14 protein-coding genes are annotated in these 16,619 nt (G+C 43.1%); 6 read left to right on the forward strand and 8 right to left on the reverse strand.

Annotation, left to right across the window (positions count from 1 at the left end; translation table 11 throughout):
* Nucleotides 1-288 precede the first annotated feature (288 nt).
* Together IQ234_RS10135 and IQ234_RS10140 are read left to right on the forward strand one after the other, a co-directional pair.
* Nucleotides 289-501 carry a hypothetical protein gene (locus IQ234_RS10135; protein WP_193956999.1) on the forward strand — a complete coding sequence of 71 codons (213 nt, stop codon included), beginning with the start codon at nt 289-291 and terminating at the stop codon, nt 499-501.
* Nucleotides 501-2,552, forward strand: coding sequence for an FAD-dependent oxidoreductase (locus tag IQ234_RS10140; protein WP_193957000.1), 2,052 nt, complete (start codon nt 501-503; stop codon nt 2,550-2,552). Before IQ234_RS10135 ends, IQ234_RS10140 begins: the two co-directional genes overlap by 1 nt.
* Before the next feature lie 158 nt (nt 2,553-2,710).
* Here the strand turns inward: IQ234_RS10140 and dnaN are convergent, their stop codons facing one another.
* Nucleotides 2,711-3,859, reverse strand: a complete 1,149-nt coding sequence (gene dnaN / locus IQ234_RS10145; RefSeq protein ID WP_193957001.1) for a DNA polymerase III subunit beta — start codon at nt 3,857-3,859, stop codon at nt 2,711-2,713.
* 403 nt (nt 3,860-4,262) lie between these two features.
* On the opposite strand from dnaN, the gene hemL reads away from it, so the two are divergent.
* The gene (hemL, locus tag IQ234_RS10150) at nt 4,263-5,564 is read left to right on the forward strand and encodes a glutamate-1-semialdehyde 2,1-aminomutase (protein ID WP_193957002.1); all 1,302 of its coding nucleotides are present in this window, start codon (nt 4,263-4,265) and stop codon (nt 5,562-5,564) included.
* A 434-nt stretch (nt 5,565-5,998) separates the two neighbouring features.
* Here hemL and IQ234_RS10155 read toward each other — a convergent pair whose 3' ends face one another.
* The 4 genes from IQ234_RS10155 to hpsP form a co-directional block, all read right to left on the reverse strand.
* Nucleotides 5,999-7,336, reverse strand: coding sequence for a flotillin family protein (locus IQ234_RS10155; protein WP_193957003.1), 1,338 nt, complete (start codon nt 7,334-7,336; stop codon nt 5,999-6,001).
* A gap of 28 nt (nt 7,337-7,364) precedes the next feature.
* Entirely contained in the window at nt 7,365-7,706 is a 342-nt protein-coding gene (locus IQ234_RS10160) for a hypothetical protein (protein WP_110577722.1), read from the reverse strand.
* A gap of 49 nt (nt 7,707-7,755) precedes the next feature.
* Complete coding sequence (locus IQ234_RS10165) at nt 7,756-8,322, reverse strand: hypothetical protein (RefSeq protein ID WP_002784990.1); 567 nt, start codon at nt 8,320-8,322, stop codon at nt 7,756-7,758.
* A gap of 363 nt (nt 8,323-8,685) precedes the next feature.
* On the reverse strand, nt 8,686-9,846 hold the full coding sequence (gene hpsP / locus IQ234_RS10170) for a hormogonium polysaccharide biosynthesis glycosyltransferase HpsP (RefSeq protein ID WP_193957004.1): 1,161 nt from the start codon (nt 9,844-9,846) through the stop codon (nt 8,686-8,688).
* Nucleotides 9,847-9,925: 79 nt separating this feature from the next.
* On the opposite strand from hpsP, the gene IQ234_RS10175 reads away from it, so the two are divergent.
* Nucleotides 9,926-10,312 (forward strand): hypothetical protein, encoded by a 387-nt coding sequence (locus IQ234_RS10175; RefSeq protein WP_193957005.1) that lies wholly within the window; start codon nt 9,926-9,928, stop codon nt 10,310-10,312.
* Between the two features lie 81 nt (nt 10,313-10,393).
* On the opposite strand, the gene IQ234_RS10180 is transcribed toward IQ234_RS10175, so the two are convergent.
* Entirely contained in the window at nt 10,394-11,152 is a 759-nt protein-coding gene (locus IQ234_RS10180; protein WP_193957017.1) for a GAF domain-containing protein, read from the reverse strand.
* A 239-nt stretch (nt 11,153-11,391) separates the two neighbouring features.
* Here IQ234_RS10180 and lnt point away from each other — a divergent pair, with 239 nt between their 5' ends.
* Together lnt and IQ234_RS10190 are read left to right on the forward strand one after the other, a co-directional pair.
* Nucleotides 11,392-12,918 (forward strand): apolipoprotein N-acyltransferase, encoded by a 1,527-nt coding sequence (gene lnt / locus IQ234_RS10185; protein ID WP_193957006.1) that lies wholly within the window; start codon nt 11,392-11,394, stop codon nt 12,916-12,918.
* Between the two features lie 60 nt (nt 12,919-12,978).
* Nucleotides 12,979-13,221 (forward strand): hypothetical protein, encoded by a 243-nt coding sequence (locus tag IQ234_RS10190; protein WP_193957007.1) that lies wholly within the window; start codon nt 12,979-12,981, stop codon nt 13,219-13,221.
* Between the two features lie 187 nt (nt 13,222-13,408).
* Here the strand turns inward: IQ234_RS10190 and recQ are convergent, their stop codons facing one another.
* Together recQ and IQ234_RS10200 are read right to left on the reverse strand one after the other, a co-directional pair.
* Nucleotides 13,409-15,514: a DNA helicase RecQ gene (recQ, locus tag IQ234_RS10195; RefSeq protein WP_193957008.1), complete on the reverse strand. Its 2,106-nt coding sequence runs from the start codon at nt 15,512-15,514 to the stop codon at nt 13,409-13,411.
* 108 nt (nt 15,515-15,622) lie between these two features.
* On the reverse strand, nt 15,623-16,234 hold the full coding sequence (locus IQ234_RS10200) for a DUF3318 domain-containing protein (protein WP_193957009.1): 612 nt from the start codon (nt 16,232-16,234) through the stop codon (nt 15,623-15,625).
* Nucleotides 16,235-16,619 lie beyond the last annotated feature (385 nt).

The raw sequence follows: 16,619 nt of genomic DNA on the forward strand, positions 1-16,619 counted from the left end.
GGGACATATAAACAGTTATAAGGTTGGTCAGGGTTGACCTATTAGATTCAGTCAGGGGACTGAAGACCTTATTAGGCGGTTATTTCAGGCATTACAGCCTTATTTCGTGCCTAAACGTTTCGCACTTTTGCATTTAACTTAGCAAGGATTACAGGGAATAATACTAAATCCAGTTATTAAAAACTGATTATTTATTCTCCGTTTTGCCTTTTGCATGAGTAGAAAACGGGTTTCTCCGAGAAACCCGTTTTCTGTGCGTTACTCAACGGATTTAGTATAACAAAGGGAATGACACCGAGTCAGGATATCTTTGTCGAAACATTTCCAGAAAAGCGATCGATTGTCAGCTTGGAGGTGTACAATCTCTTAAAAGCCAGCATCAAGCTAAAAAGTTCTCAAGACCACCCAAAAAAAACCATCAGGATTTCAGGAACAGATGCTCTGGCTACTTCTTCAAAGAAAGAAGAAACTCTCAGCCATAACATTGATATTTGTCAATAATGTCCCCTAAAATTTTCAATCATCACTTTACTCCCCTCAAATCCCTCTCTCTGGGATTATTTCTCCTACAAGCTTTCACTCCCCTTACCCTAGCAGCCCCCCCGCGAGAACCGGATCAAAGCGTCGGCTGTGATATTCTGGTGGTGGGTGGTGGTTTAGCCGGTGCCGGTGCAGCCTACGAAGCTTTATTATTAGGAAAAACCGTCTGTTTAACCGAGATTACCGACTGGGTGGGGGGACAGATATCTTCTCAGGGAACCTCCGCATTAGATGAAAGACGGACACAAAGAGAAAAATTATTTTTCCCGAAAGGTTATCTAGAATTTAGGGAAAGAATTAGAAAGCATTACGGGAAACGCAACCCGGGAGAATGTTGGGTAAGCGGGTCTTGTTTTTTACCTTTTGACGGACATAAATTATTATTTCAACAGTTAGAAGACGCTGCCAAAAAAGGCAAAGGAACCCTGAAATGGTTTCCCTCCACGGTAGTCAAAGAATTAAATATTGAAACTTTACCCAATCGCGGCACTGGTCAACAGATTACCAGTGTAATTGCTATTCAACATAGTCCCGCAAAAGGTACTCCTCCCCTAAATACCGAGTTTTTATCGCAAAAAATGGAGGATATCTATCGCTACGAAAATTCTCCCCGTTTTGATAAAAAAATCCTCCGTTTTGTCTCCAAATCCTCCCAACCGAATCAATTAGCAGATTGGTATGTAATTGAAGCGACCGAAACCGGAGAAATCATCGGATTATCAGATATTCCCTACCGTTTAGGGGTCGATAAGCGCAGTTATCTCGAACCTTCTTCCTCTAGCGTCACTGGCGACCCCTACTGTACCCAAGGTTTTACCTATACCTTCGCCATGGAGGAAACAGAAAAACCCCAAACCCACGAGAAACCCGTTTATTATGAACGCTATGCCCCCTATTTTAGCTATGAATTGCCGCGATTAGCCGATTTTGACCTGGTTTTCACCTATCGTCGTATTTGGAGTCCACAACTGGGTAAAGAGAAAACCTTTGGGGGAATTACTTTTACCGAACCCGTCCCGGGGGATATCTCCATGCAGAATTGGACCTGGGGAAATGATTATCGTCCAGGGACTGCCAAGGATAACTTTATCTACACCCGTGAGCAGTTGCAAGAGTTAGGACAGTTATCTCCGGGGGGATGGATGGGAGGATTACGCACCGAAACCCTCGCAAGGGGCGAAGAACACGCCATTTCCTACTATTATTGGCTAGTAGAAGGAACCACCGATTCCCAGTTAGGAGACGGGGTAAAAGTTCCCCATTTGAATAACCGTTATCTCTCCGGTTTTGATTCTCCCATGGGAACTGCCCACGGTTTGTCAAAATATCCCTATATTCGGGAAGCAAGACGGATTATCGGTCGTCCTTCCCTGACTTTCCCCGATGGTTTTAGCGTCACAGAAATCGATATTTCCCGACAAAATTTTCAAAGCGATTTCTATCGTCAAAATCTTTCCCCGGCAGAATATCGGCGCTTAATTGCCACCTTAGCAGGATTAGAGGGATTTTCCGTACTTGATGGCACATTATCCCCCGACAAGGCCGTTAAACGCAAGCGCTCGACTATTTACCCCGATTCCGTCGGTATCGGTCACTATGCGATTGATTTTCATCCCTGCATGACGGAACATCCCCCCGAAAAACCGGGTAATACAGAAAAAGCAGGAGAAAGACGGGGACAAGGCCAAGCTTACCCCTTCGAGATACCCTTAAGGGCTATAATTCCCCAAAAAATCGATAATTTACTGATAGCGGGTAAAAGTATCGCCCTTAGTCATATTGCTGCGGCCGCCTATCGTGTCCATTCCTTCGAGTGGTCCTCCGGGGTAGCTGCCGGCATCACGGCAGTGTATGCTTTAGATAATAATGTACTGCCCTATCAATTAGTAGAAAGTGATTTTCTCATCGGGAATAAACAATTGCGAGAATTACGGCAAAAAATCGACGCTAGTGGCAATCCAACTATGTTCCCCGATGCCTCAATTTTCCAGTCGATGGATAATTGGTATTAATTAACCAGAATTGCAGGAGTCAGGAGTCTTTAAGCAGTCAGCAGTCAGCGAATCGGACTGTGATAATAACTAAAAAACTGTCTAATCAATTGCCAAACAAATACTGAAAGCTGATAGCTGAAAAGTCTCCCACTCCTTCTGTAATTGCTAGGTAAAAATTACTGACGAATTTGTACTGGCATCACCAAATAGGTCATCTTTAAACCTCCCAAGGGGGTAAAAATAACCGGTTGGGTACTAGCATTTAACTGCATTTGGATATCATTATTAGGTAAAGCCTTCAAACCATCCATCAAATATTTAACATTAAAGGCAATATCGCCACTTTCTCCCTGAATTTCCGCCGCCATGGACTCTTTGGCACTACCTAAATCAGGAGATTCCACCGCTAGGGATAAACGGTCATTTTCGCTATCGAGACTAAACTTAACTAAATTATTCTTTTGGTCCGATAAAACCGCTACTAATTCCAAACAACGGATTAACTGTTTGCGGTCTAAAACCAAAGAACGCTCGAAGGATTTAGGAATTAACTGATTATAAGTGGGATAGGCCCCTTCTAACTTACGACTGGTTAACCTCTGTTCCCCCATTTCAAAGATGACTTGAGAATCATCCACATGCAGAGTAATAGTCTCGATATTTTGTTTTGTTGCCATCATTCTTTCCAATTCTCGCAGGGCCCGGGCCGGAATGGTGACATTAAAGCCACCAGAGGCACTTTCCACCTCCTCTAGGGGAGTTTGTACCACCGCTAAACGATGACCGTCTGTAGCGGCAAATTCTAGACAATCGACGGTTTTAGTTAAATGCACCCCCGTCAACACCTGTTTAGTTTCATCACCACTAGCGGCAAACAATGCACCTTTTAGTCCCTCTGTCAAGGCAACTACAGGTAAATTAACAATTTCTCCATCGGCCACCGTGGGCAATTCTGGGAACTCATCGGCCTTCATGCCGCGAATTTGGAACTGTGCCGAGGCAGTTTTCAGGAAAGCGAGACTATGCTCCTCCTCATTCTCGTTTTCTTCCACAGAGATGGTGATTTCCCCTTCTCCCAAACGAGAGACAATATCGTTCAGCAATTTTGCCGGCAGGGTAATCTTACCCCCTTCCACCACCTCGGCCCGAAAACTGGTGCGAATCCCTAAACTCAAATCAAAAGCAGTCAGGCTAATTTCGCCCTTTTCCTCATCGGCACAAAAGAGAACATTCCCCAAAACCGGATGGGTAGGACGACTGGCAACGGCCCGACTAACTAGGGATAAATTGCTGTTGAGTTCGCTTTGACTACTGGTAAATTTCATAGCAGAATAGTTTTTTTGTACGCTAAGAAATAATAGCAAGAATTCCCCTGTGGAAAATCTGTGGAAAACCGGAGCTTTTTTCGATCGCTCTTTCCGGGCTAAAATCTATCAATAGCAATAACTTCGCCCATTGCTAGGTTTTTCAGGCAATTCTGAAAAGATTGTGGAAAAATTGTCAAAAGTGAAATTTTCGCCCCTTCTCAGCCAATCACATAAGTTGTTAAGGATCAAGCTACAAGTTAACAATAGCGAGACTTGAGCCGACCAGCGCCTTTCTTAGGGAAAAAATTGCGTAAAATGTAGGCTGGTGATCTTTAAAATGGAACAAGCAGCAGGAAGTTAACAAAACAAAACTCCGGGCATTCCCCGGAATCGATAGACTCAAATAGACAAGGAGACAGGATTGGTTAGCACATCTTCGTATCAAACAACAAAATCGAAAGAAATCTTTACAGCCGCTCAAAAATTAATGCCGGGGGGTGTAAGTTCCCCCGTGCGGGCCTTTAAATCCGTCGGTGGGCAACCCATCGTTTTTGAAAGCGTCAAAGGGGCCTATATTCGCGACGTGGACGGTAACGAATACATCGACTATGTGGGAACTTGGGGGCCGGCTATCTGTGGTCATGCCCATCCCGAAGTGATTGCCGCCCTGCACCAGGCCCTAGACAAAGGAACCAGTTTTGGCGCTCCCTGTGTCCAGGAAAATATTCTCGCTGAAATGGTGATTGATGCCGTTCCCAGCATTGAAATGGTGCGTTTTGTCAATTCCGGCACCGAAGCCTGTATGTCCGTCCTGCGCTTAATGCGGGCTTTTACCGGCCGGGATAAAATCATCAAATTCGAGGGCTGTTACCACGGTCACGCCGATATGTTCCTGGTTAAAGCTGGCTCTGGTGTAGCCACCCTGGGCCTACCCGACTCGCCGGGGGTTCCCAAAACCACCACTAACAACACTTTAACCGCCCCCTACAATGACCTGGAAGCGGTAAAAGCCCTCTTTGTCGAAAATCCCGACTCGATTGCCGGGGTGATTTTAGAGCCAGTGGTGGGTAATGCCGGCTTTATCGTGCCGGATGCTGGCTTTTTAGAGGGATTGCGGGAATTAACCAAGGAATACGGAGCCTTATTAATGTTTGATGAGGTAATGACCGGATTCCGCATCGCCTACGGTGGCGCTCAGGAAAAATTCGGCATCACCCCCGATTTAACCACCCTGGGCAAAGTTATCGGCGGTGGGCTGCCGGTGGGGGCCTACGGCGGTCGGGCCGATATTATGGCGATGGTGGCTCCGGCTGGCCCGATGTACCAAGCGGGAACCTTATCCGGCAACCCTTTGGCCATGACAGCAGGAATTAAAACCCTCGAGTTACTCCAGCGCCCCGGCACCTACCAATATCTCGATAAAGTGACCAAATCCTTAACTGAAGGGCTGCTGAAAGTGGCTAGAGATGCTGGTCATAGCGTTTCTGGAGGTTATATTAGCGCTATGTTCGGGATGTTTTTCACCGGCTCCCCCGTGCATAACTATGAAGATGCCAAAAAGGCCGATGTGGTTAAATTCGGTCGTTTTCACCGGGGAATGTTGGAAAGAGGCGTTTATCTAGCTCCTTCCCAGTTTGAAGCTGGTTTTACTTCTTTAGCTCACACAGAGGCCGATATCGAACGGACTTTGGCCGCCGCTAAGGAGGTTTTAGCAAGTTTATAGTTAATACCGCTTCGACTGGGAAAATCGATTGATAGAGTCCCAAGTATTGATGAGTTGACATCTCCCCGCTTGCAAAAGACGGGGATTCTTAGGGACTTGCGCTTTGATAATGTACCTTTTGGGCGAACGCAGTTCGCCCCTACATTGTGGACAAAATCCGTTACTGTAGGGGCGCAAAGCTTGCGCCCTCCGCTCGCTCAGGTTTGCTGATCACCCTAAGTAGGGGGAGAGCCTTCGAGAACCCCCGCAGCTAAGGGACTTGCGCTTTGATAAATATGCCATCTGGCTGGTCTGATTCTTCTACAGAGTGATTTTCTGGCTGGGATATTATTCCCACGCAAGTCCCTTATCGGTGAGATCGAGGGCGGTTTTAACCCTGCTCGATCTCGGTAACAATCTATTTTAGAAGGCCTGTCTAGTGGGTTTTCTGACTGCTATTTTTCAATTTTATTGGTGAGAGTTCCCACCACATCAATACCGAGGGTTTGATGGACACTGGCGAGGAATTGATTGACGATTTCGGGATAGACTTTGATCAGGGCAGCCAGGGATTTACCATCACCATTATCAACGATATTAACTCGATCGAGGTGTAAGCGTCTAGGAATTTTAATCGCCTCCTCCAGAATAGTTTCTAACTGTTGAATCAAGAAAATTGCTTCTGCTTCGCTGCCGGTGTTTTGCCATACTTCTGCAAATAATTCGTTAACCAAGGCTTCAGCTTTGGCATTTTCTTCAAAAATTGCCGCTTCTCCTCTAGCGCGGAAAGTTTCGGCTTCCTGCTGCGCTTCTGCGGGTAAAACCTTATCTGCTTGGAGACGTAATCTTTCCAATTCTGCCCTGACCTGTTGCAATTTTTCCTCAACTATAGCACGTTTTTCCTTAGCGGCAGCAATAGTTATTTCTTCTTCCGATTTTGCCTGTTGTTCCAGTTTTGCCTTTAACTTTCTCAACTCGTTTTCTTGCTCTAAAATGATAATTTGATCGCGGGTTTTAGCGACGGTTGCCTGTTCCTCACATTCCGCGACTATTTGTTCAGCTTCATTGAGGGCATTTGATTCGGCAATTTCAGCATCACGCATGACTAAAGCGATTCTTTCCCGTCCGAGGGAGTTAAGATAATCCACGTCATCGGCAACATTTTGAATTTTGAGAGTATCAATTTCTAAACCGAGTTTAAACAGGTCTTGACTGACGTTACTGGTAATACTTTCGGCAAATTTTAGGCGATCTTCGTTCACTTGTTCGGGGGTCATTGTTGCGACTACACCCCGCAAGTTTCCTTCTAAAGTTTCCTTAGCTACGCGAATAATTTCTTCTCGATCTCGATCTAAAAAACGTTCGATCGCATTGCCGACTATTTCAGGTTTAGAACTAACTTTCACGTTAGCAATGGCCACTATATTCAGGGGAATATTGCCCTTAGAATAGGCATTTTTAATCTCTATTCTGATCGGGGTTGTGGTGACATCCATGCGTTTAACGGTTTCTAAAATTGGAATACGAATCGCTCGACCCCCCGATACCACTCGATATCCCATATCTTGTCTATCTTTTGATTTACGTTTCATCCCACTCAGAATTACCACTTCATTGGGTTTACAAATACACAAAAAAGCATTGATAAACCAAATCGCACCGATCCCCAGAAATATCAATAAAGCAATGGGAACACTATTCGATAATAAACTGCCAGCACTGTTGTTATTATTGTTGTTGTCGTATTGATTGGGATTGATTTGGATGAGATAGGAATTATTTTGACTATTCATAGTTAGTTACCCTGTGGTTTAGAAGAAATTACAAATCGCCTCTGATATACTTTTCCGCAATGACTAAAACTTTATTGTCTCTGCAACTGAGAATAAATGCTTGATCACCGACATTCAATTGCTCTTCCCCTTCCGTTATCGCCACTATATCGATCAGACTATCTCCGACATTAACTCGTACTTTCCCCTTGCTATTTTTATCGAAGGGGATTTGAACAACTCCGATTAAACCGATGAGAGAGTGATAATCGACAATACTATTTATCTGTTGGTTGCAGCGTCTCAACTTGACTAAAATTAGGAGTAGAATAGCCAAACCAATACCTACTCCTAAAGAAATTAAAACGATTGTGAGCAGTTGATCATTCATAAGTTTAGTTATTTACCGTTATAGTTGCCCCCAATCTAATTACCGTTAACTAATTCGAGACTTCGGCCATTTCAATCACGCGATCAGCATTATCTTTGACCAAAAAATTTAAAGGTTTATTGCGACGAACTTTATACTTTAAGCGTCGTGATTCTACCCGCATCAGAATTTGTTCTAAACAATCGTGATCAAAGCAAACGTGACGATGACGATCCTTATAACCCGCAGTTGCCCCAGCAACGATGTGCAGTTGGGTATTTTTCTTTAACTGATACCATAAACCCTGGGGTTGATCTCCCAAAGAAGGGTTGGCAGTAGTCACAGCCGGATTACTAGACATATAAAATGGGTCAATCATATTATTGCCCATCGTCTGCTCATAATTGTAATAGTAATGGAGGGGGACATCGGCCGTGGGTAAATTTAAAAGTCCTTCATAAAACTGTCGGGCTGTCTCCAAATCTGTCACCATGATTGTATGAACTTTTGGGGCGCTAGTTAGAAACATCCACATGGCTAAGGCATAAGCGGCCAGAAGCATAACCATAATCCCCTGGGTGGACAGGAGAGTATCAAGGGGTAGAAAAGCGCCGAAGAAAAGATGATTTATCAACACTGATGTGATCCTATTGCCTAAGAATTTCTATCATTCCCTAATTATAATCACGACGCTGAAACTTAAGTGAACAGGGTGGGGAGTAACCAAGTTCTGTACATTTGTATTAAAATGCTTCCCCTGGGATGAATAAATGATCAGATGATGACATTGCGGAGGGAAATATGAGGAATGATCAGAGATGAAAGCGTATATTGGAAATAGAGCCATCCCTAGAAAGTGAGCTACTGTTATGAATTCTTTTGCGCTTCCCGTCTTTCTGCAATCAGGTTTAACCCTACTGGCATTTTTAGTGCTGATTATCCTGATGGCTTAAATCTTAATCCGTCTGTGACTTCGATCGAGCAGGGGACGATCGATAGTTCAGACTAGATTTTGATAGACAGTTAGCAGCTGTTCAGCGATCGCTGACCAACTATATTGATTTAAGACTAAATCCCTGGCATTTTTCCCCCTTTGTTGGCGAATTTCAGGATTAGTGATAGCCGTTGCCAAAGTATTAGTTAAATCCTCAAGCTGACAAGCTGTCACCCATCCCGCAGCCGCTGCCGTCACCGCAGGATGCAGATCCACCCGGTCCGAGATCACCACAGGAATTCCGGCAGCCATAGCTTCGGCAACCGCGATGCCAAAATTTTCATAGTAGGAAGGTAAAACAAATAAATCGGCCCTAGCGAGGAGGCTATTTTTGACTTCTCCGGTGACAAATCCAGTAATTGTCGTATTTTTGACCAATATTGACCGCTCGATCTGATTCTTAATGCGATTTTCGTACTCCTGGTCCTGGGGATTACCTCCTGCTAATACAAAATGAAAATCTAGGCCTTTTTCTAACAGACTTTCTAAACTGGGCAGCAATAAATCTAGACCTTTTTTCGGATCAAGACGGGACATATAGAGGATTATCGGTTTATTTTGGGGAAGATCAAAACCCGTTACTGGTAAAGCTTGTGGGTTAAAAAAATCTACCCCTAGGGGGATGACAATATCCTTAGTTTTTATATTAAATCTTTCGGCAGTTTGACACTCCTGCTGACTGGTAAAATGAACTGCCGCCGCCGCCGCTAAATTGGGTTTTTCGAGAAAATTGGCATATATTTGTTTAAGTTGCCGTTTTTTTTGCAAATCTGCCGGATCGAGGGTGCCTAGGGGACGGAGAATATAGGGCAGTTGACGGTAACGAGCGATCGAAGCCGATATACTGCTCACCGGGGAGAATAAAGCATGAATGTGGGCGATATCGTAATTTTTTGCCCTATTAGCCAACCAAGTAAACAGATCAAGGGAAAATTTATAGCGCCGAAAGGGAGAACAGGGAAAATAATAGATTTGATAGCCATTTTGACTAACAGGGACCCCTAAAGGCACATCTAGGGGTGCTTGTCCCGTGTCACCATTGGAATCGGTGGTAATAATAGTCACATCTTGGCCCAGTTGTGCTAAGGCTGCTGACAAACCGAGTACCATTTGACTGGGACCACCGTAAACAAGGGAAATCGAAGGAACAATCTGAAGAATTTTCATCTCTTTGGTGCAAGGGTCAAGACTTGTTAAGATCGATCAAGCCGTTCGCTCAAATTTACCACTTCTGTGGCTCTCATTTATGGTAATCGACTTTCTGCCCTTCACTATCAATATTTCTCCGGCCTTTATTGCTGGTAGCTGTCTCTGGTCTTTAGCATTATATTTGGGGTTAGCTGGGGTGCGAAATTGGTTTATAGAAATTTTCTATCGCTGGTTTAATTTTGCCGAGCGTTTCCTCTATACTTCCCTAGAGGAGTTTGAAAAAACTCGCCTCGCTAGGGAATCCCAAAATGCTTTTTATGCCTCTATCTTTAGTATTATTCCCTTTCTCATTCTCGGCGGTTTCTCCGATTGGTTAATCGAGATTAGTTTAGGAAAAAGTTGGCCGATTAGTGTCGGTATTCTCGCCTGTGTTGCCTCTGGTGTCTATGAATTAGGAAGACAGGACGGCAGCGGTAATCAGTAAATTAAGCTGTTAACTATCTCAATTACTTCTTGGCACTGCACGGGAGTGGCAAGTTAGTCGATTTTAACCGTTGACTAGCGCTCAATCTTTTGCTTCCAGACGATTTTTATGTTTATTAAGAGTCTTTTGTAGTAAATTCAAAACCTCATTGGCAATCTCAATAACTTGATGGGTTCCAAAACCGGCCTGAGTTAATTCTTTAAAAAAAGCCTTAGCGACAATTTTGGCTAATTTCGGGGGATAGGGATGGACAGCGATCGAGTGTTCGGACTGAATTTCTGCTATTTCTCTAGTTACTGCCATAGTCACAAAACGAGATTTTAATATCCCTTGCAAATGAAAAATTTGCAGGGATTGGGCTGCCTGTTGAGCGAATAACTGCAAGATTTCTAAATCTAATGGTTCAAAATGTTTTTTGTCTAGGGGAAAACTGAGATTAATTACTCCGATTATTTGCTGATTGAGGATGATCGGTACGGAGATAAAACTATTATTATTTGATTTTTTGGGATAACTGGCTGCACTGGCAAATGACGATCGAGTTATATCCTTAATTAGTAAAGATTTTCCTGTGGCCGCTACATTGTCGGCAATAGCTTGATCAAGTTTAATTATTTCTTGATCGTCTAAAGGTGATAGCTCATCATAATGGGCAAAAACTTCTAGATCATCGATAATTTCCTTTTTTAATTCCTGTGGAGAGCTTAACAGGATTAAACAGCGCCGCGCTCGCAATTGATGAGCGCTCATACTAGCTATTTTCCGAAAAATATCTTCGAGATTTTCCTCAACATTCAAGACAAGAGCCAGAGCCGTTAATTTGGGGTTAAAATTATCCATGTATTCAATCATTTATTCAGTCCGGGTTTAGACTTTTAGGGTAAGGGTGACATTTGCCATCTCCTTGTTTGTCTGAGTCTATAGCGTGCCATAGCATCCGATCGAGGGGCTTTTTTACTCGCTAACTGATCTATTGTAGATGTAGCCAAAACTTCTGTGTCTCTCTTGTTTTTTGTCTTCCCTCTAGCTACTCTGAGATCTAGTAGGTTCAGACCAGTTTAACCTGACTGGAGTGAAAGATGGTGCGTTTTCTCTGGGCAATTTTGGCCGGTGTGGGGATGGGGTTAACAGTAGCGCCGGTTTCTTGGTGGTTACTCGCTTGGATTTCTCTCGTCCCCCTGTGGATTATTGTGAGATTAGGGGAAAAATCCCTAAAAAAACAGCTTTTATACGGTTTTGGCTGGGGTTTTGCCTACCATGGTCTGGCTTTATTCTGGATCACGGGAATTCACCCGATGACGTGGATGGGTGTCCCGTGGTTAGCGAGTTTGTTAATTGCCCTATTTTGTTGGTTGTTTATCACTTTTTGGGGAACGGCGATCGTGCTAACTTGGACGTTAGTTATGTTTTATGTCAACAAAAGTGTTAATCAGTCATCTTTTCGCGATGTTCTCCTACGGGTTTTCATCGGCACTGCCCTCTGGTGTGGGTTAGAATCTCTCTGGAGTCAATCCCCTCTCTGGTGGACTACCCTTGCTTATAGTCAAAGTCCCCATAATTTATTGATTCTGCAATTGGGCAAATTATCGGGTTTTACGACGGTAACGGCGGCAATTGTGGCAGTTAACGGTTTAATCGCTGAAAGCTTGCTCCTAATTCGTCAATCGCGGCAAAATCTCGCTTTTCTCTCTTTACCCCTGCTCATTTGTTTTAGCCTCCATCTCTGGGGATGGAACACTTACCATAAACCGATCGAAAAGTCAAGGGATTTGGGAATAAAAATTGGCGTAATTCAGGGCAATATTCCCAACACGATTAAACTTTCGCCCCTAGGATTTCAAAGGGCGATCGAAGGTTACACCACTGGTTATCAAATTCTCGCCGATCAAGGAGTAGATGCCGTCTTAACTCCTGAAACCGCCTTACCCTACTATTGGGAGAACTTAGTCAATAATAGCTCGATTTATTCGGCAATTTTAGCCAAAAAAACGCCGATCTGGTTAGGTGCATTTGGCAAGGTGGACAAGGGTTATAACAATAGTCTCTTGACTATTGATGGCGAGGGACGGGTGATTAGTCGGTATGATAAAGTAATTCTCGTGCCTTTAGGCGAATACGTTCCTTTTCAGGAAATTTTGGGCGGAATTGTTGATCGCCTTTCTCCCTTGCAAGCACATTTAATCCCGGGAGATCCCGATCAAATTATTGACAGTCCTTTCGGTAAAATAATTGTGGGCATTTGTTACGAATCGGCTTTTTCCGAACATTTTCGCCGTCAAACTGCTAGGGGAGGCGAATTTATCATTACTGCTTCTAATAACGCCCATTATAACCACGCCATGCCCGCTCAACACCACGCTCAGGATACCATGCGAGCGATCGAAACCGATCGATGGATGGCCCGGGCCACCAATACGGGTTATTCTGCTTTTGTCGATCCCCACGGTAATCAGCTTTGGCTATCGGATTTGGATAAATATCAAATCCATAGCGAAACAATTTATCGACGGGATACGATGACTTTATATGTGCGCTGGGGAGATTGGTTAACTAAAGTTTTAATCATTACTGCCGGACTAGCTTGGCTCTGGAGAGCTTGGGATTAAGGTGAAAGTGCTATACTTTTTCGTGAATAAACTGTATAAATAACCTAAGTTTTTGATGCAATGAAAGAGCAATTTGTCAAGTGGTTGAATAGAATCTTAATATTTGATGTGTTTTTAGTGATAGCGGGTTTTCTCTGGTTTGCCGTGGCTGTTATCGGTGAATCCACAGGAGTTCCCCTAGGATTTAAACTTTTTCAGCGTCTTTGGCTGCCCCTATTCAATCCTGCTATTAGTATTTTAATTGCGGGGGCGATTTTAAGCTGGGCGATTAATAAAATTCAAGAACGCTTGTCCTCTAAATAGGGTTTGCTTAATTCAGTTATCAGTTATCAGTTATCAGTTATCAGTTCACTGTTTACTGTTCACTGAAAAAAACTTCCCCACTTCCCCACTTCCCCACTTCATAATTCATAATTCATAATTCATAATTCCCCCTCCCCACTTCATAATTTATAATTCATAATTCATAATTTCCCCTCTCCTATAGCTTTTAAAGTCGTCTTTGCCAAGCAACAACTAATTTAATTTCCTCATAACTATAATTATCTCCCAGATTTTCTTTGAGAGTTTTCATGGATTGATCGCCAACTTTTTTAATCGCTAAACGAATATATTCCTGTTTATTCTTAGAAACTAACTGATTAATATCAATTTCGTAACCAGCTTCCAGCAATTTAGCTAAATGTTCATAGATGGTTGAGACTTTTAAGCTTCTTTTGCGAGCGATTTCTTCCACATTCAAACCATCTTGATAGTATTGGAGAGTGAGGAATTGAGTAGAGGGAAGACTATCCTGACAAAAATCATTAATTGCCGCTATAAATATATCCCCATACTGTTGAACTTTGCTTTGTACTACTCCAGAAATTTGACGAAACTGCTCTAAACTCCGGGGTTTTGATTGGGCCATCAAACGCAGACTAGAATCATGGAAAATAACGTAGGGAGGAACCCCTTGACTATCAGCAATTTTTTTCCGCAGTTGTCGCAAGCGATCAAATAATAAATCACTTTCCATCGTATTGGGATTGTCGTCTCCCAAGATTGGACCGTTAGCTTTTTGGGGGACAGCAATAAACACGGAACGTTCTTTCCGCATCACTTCCCAACTGTGTTGATTAAGTTTCAAGATTCTAAAATTGTCTTCTGTTTCTACCAGCAGATTTTGTTGGACGAGGGAACGACTTAAACGTTTCCACTCCCCGAGAGTTTTATCCTTACCGATGCCATAAGTGGATAATAAATGATGTTGATATTGGGTGATTTTTTCACCTTTTCCTCCCCTGAGTACGTTGATTATGTGCATCATACCGAATTTTTGTCCCGTCCGCGCCACACAGGATAAAAATTTTTGTGCTTCGATTGTCCAATCCTCAGAATTGTTCCCATTCCGACAGTTATCACAGTTACCACAGTTACCCGCAAAACTTTCTCCAAAGTAGCCTAGTACACTCGATCTTCTGCATTCAGTCCCTTCGGCATAATCTAACACCTGTCGCAATTGTTGACGAGCTTTCTGTTGTTCATTTTGCTCAGTTTTTTGGTTAATAAAATACTCAATTTTTCTGGCATCGGCAAAGCTAAAAAAGAGGGTACATTTAGCCGGTTCTCCGTCCCTACCCGCACGGCCCGATTCTTGATAATATCCCTCTAAATTGCGGGGTAAATCATAATGAACGACAAAGCGCACATCCGGTTTATTAATCCCCATACCGAAGGCAATTGTCGCCACCATAATCTGCACATCATCCCGAATAAAACGGGTTTGATTTTCGCTTCTTTCCTGATCGTTCATACCTGCGTGATAGGGTAGGGCATCAATACCATATTTTTGTAACTGTTCGGCTACTTGATCGACGGTTTTACGGCTGATACAATAAACAATGCCAGACCCTTTTTGTCCTTTAATATATTGATACAATTGCTGATAAGATTTACTGGTTTTAGATCGAACTTCATAATAAAGATTAGGACGATTAAAACTAGCAATATGAATGGAAGTATCTCGCAATCCTAATTGTTGGATAATATCTTCCCTAACTTGTTGAGTGGCGGTGGCAGTTAAAGCCAGAATTGGCACGGAGGGAAAGCGTTGACGAACTTGTTTAATTTGTCGATATTCAGGGCGAAAATCATGACCCCAATCGGAGACACAGTGAGCTTCATCCACCGCTAAACAGGCTAAACCCAGGTAATTATCAATAACAGCTAAAAAGTCTAAAAAACTAGGCGATAATAATCTTTCTGGGGCGACATATAAAAGTTTAATTTTTCCTTGCAAGATTAAAGATTCTCTGTCTCTAACTTGTTTAGCGTTTAAAGTGCTATTGAGAAATGTTGCCCCGATGCCATTATCAGCTAAAGCAGTTACTTGATCCTGCATTAAGGCAATTAAGGGAGAAACCACCACCGTCACCCCTTTTTTAATTAAAGCAGGTAGCTGAAAACAGAGAGATTTTCCGCCTCCGGTGGGCATAATTACTAATAAATCCTGATTATTTAAAGCAGCCTCAATTATTTGGCGTTGATTCGGTCGAAATTGATCGTAGCCAAAGTGATATTTTAAGACTTTTTCTAAAGAGTCAATTGCAGCCATTGAGCAAGAGGAAAAATATTTTTATAGTAGTTATTTTAGGGTTAGGGATTTAAGTAATCAGTGATCGTTAATCAGTAAAAAGAAAGCTGATAGCCAAAACAACTGACCTTAAGATTGTCTCACCTGATCGGGAACACCAACAAAGGAGAGATTGGCTAATTTTTTCAGATTTTGACAGCGCAATAACTCGTTAAAATTGAGACTCGATCGCCCTTCAATTTCAGCTATAGTCTCAATAGTCGATAATAAACTTTTAGCGGCGTCAGTTTCCGTGTAACCGCGTCTAACGGCCACTTTTATGGCTGCTTCATCCGCGTCTAATTCCCGTTGGGGGCTGCGTTTTTCTCGCCAAATCCGGTTAATTGCCAAGGCAGTTAAACCCCCCGCTACTGCCATACCGACGGCATCGGTTTGTAGGGTTTCCACGGTTAAACCGATGATACCAGCCAGAGCAATTACTCGATCGAGATCGGGTTTAAACCATTTTACTGCCGTTAAAACACAGACAGCCCTTAACAAGACTAAATCCCGTTGGGGTCTTGATAATTGCCGCCAGAGGTCAAAATTAATTGAAATCGGTCTGACTCCTCTTTGCCAGGGTAGGGGAAAATTAGTTTCGATTACCTTGCTGCTTTCGGGTTTGCTGACAATGCGCGTCATCATCCGTCCCGAAGCAGGCATGAGGTCTAGTAAATGACTAATCTCGTTGTCTTGGTTCATCGATCGCCGGCCAATAGTCTTCGATCATTGAGTATAATCGCTTTCTGAGTTAATATCTCTTTTCCGACAATTTTCTCAACGAAACCGCGTAAGTCCCTACTGTTCGGCTTTGAGGGGTTCGATGCTCCCAAAATCGCCCATAAATTCTTGCATCTTCCTCAAAATCCTCATGTGTTGATTATTAATGAGGGAATGAAACAACTCACCGTTCGCTCATTTCTCGAACCGAAAATTTGATAAATTGTCTCAAATGGTTTCTAGCAAAAGCATTGAGCGTTCTACTCGAATATTTATTAGTACAAAAAGACTATTCTGAGGTTAACGAATTGATTGGGGTTTAAGCGAGACAATTAGCGATCGCACTCTCGGCAATGTTCTACTTACC

Source organism: Microcystis aeruginosa LEGE 91341, assembly GCF_015206885.1.
GTDB lineage: Bacteria > Cyanobacteriota > Cyanobacteriia > Cyanobacteriales > Microcystaceae > Microcystis > Microcystis aeruginosa_H.

Excerpts from the sequence above, each read along its gene's own strand:
- IQ234_RS10140 (WP_193957000.1), top strand. The coding sequence starts at position 501 with ATGTCCCCTAAAATTTTCAATCATCACTTTACTCCCCTCAAATCCCTC.
- IQ234_RS10155 (WP_193957003.1), bottom strand. The coding sequence starts at position 7,336 with ATGAATAGTCAAAATAATTCCTATCTCATCCAAATCAATCCCAATCAA.
- IQ234_RS10160 (WP_110577722.1), bottom strand. The coding sequence starts at position 7,706 with ATGAATGATCAACTGCTCACAATCGTTTTAATTTCTTTAGGAGTAGGT.
- IQ234_RS10190 (WP_193957007.1), top strand. The coding sequence starts at position 12,979 with ATGAAAGAGCAATTTGTCAAGTGGTTGAATAGAATCTTAATATTTGAT.
- IQ234_RS10200 (WP_193957009.1), bottom strand. The coding sequence starts at position 16,234 with ATGAACCAAGACAACGAGATTAGTCATTTACTAGACCTCATGCCTGCT.
- dnaN (WP_193957001.1), bottom strand. The coding sequence starts at position 3,859 with ATGAAATTTACCAGTAGTCAAAGCGAACTCAACAGCAATTTATCCCTA.
- IQ234_RS10135 (WP_193956999.1), top strand. The coding sequence starts at position 289 with ATGACACCGAGTCAGGATATCTTTGTCGAAACATTTCCAGAAAAGCGA.
- recQ (WP_193957008.1), bottom strand. The coding sequence starts at position 15,514 with ATGGCTGCAATTGACTCTTTAGAAAAAGTCTTAAAATATCACTTTGGC.
- hpsP (WP_193957004.1), bottom strand. The coding sequence starts at position 9,846 with ATGAAAATTCTTCAGATTGTTCCTTCGATTTCCCTTGTTTACGGTGGT.
- IQ234_RS10175 (WP_193957005.1), top strand. The coding sequence starts at position 9,926 with ATGGTAATCGACTTTCTGCCCTTCACTATCAATATTTCTCCGGCCTTT.
- lnt (WP_193957006.1), top strand. The coding sequence starts at position 11,392 with ATGGTGCGTTTTCTCTGGGCAATTTTGGCCGGTGTGGGGATGGGGTTA.
- IQ234_RS10180 (WP_193957017.1), bottom strand. The coding sequence starts at position 11,152 with ATGGATAATTTTAACCCCAAATTAACGGCTCTGGCTCTTGTCTTGAAT.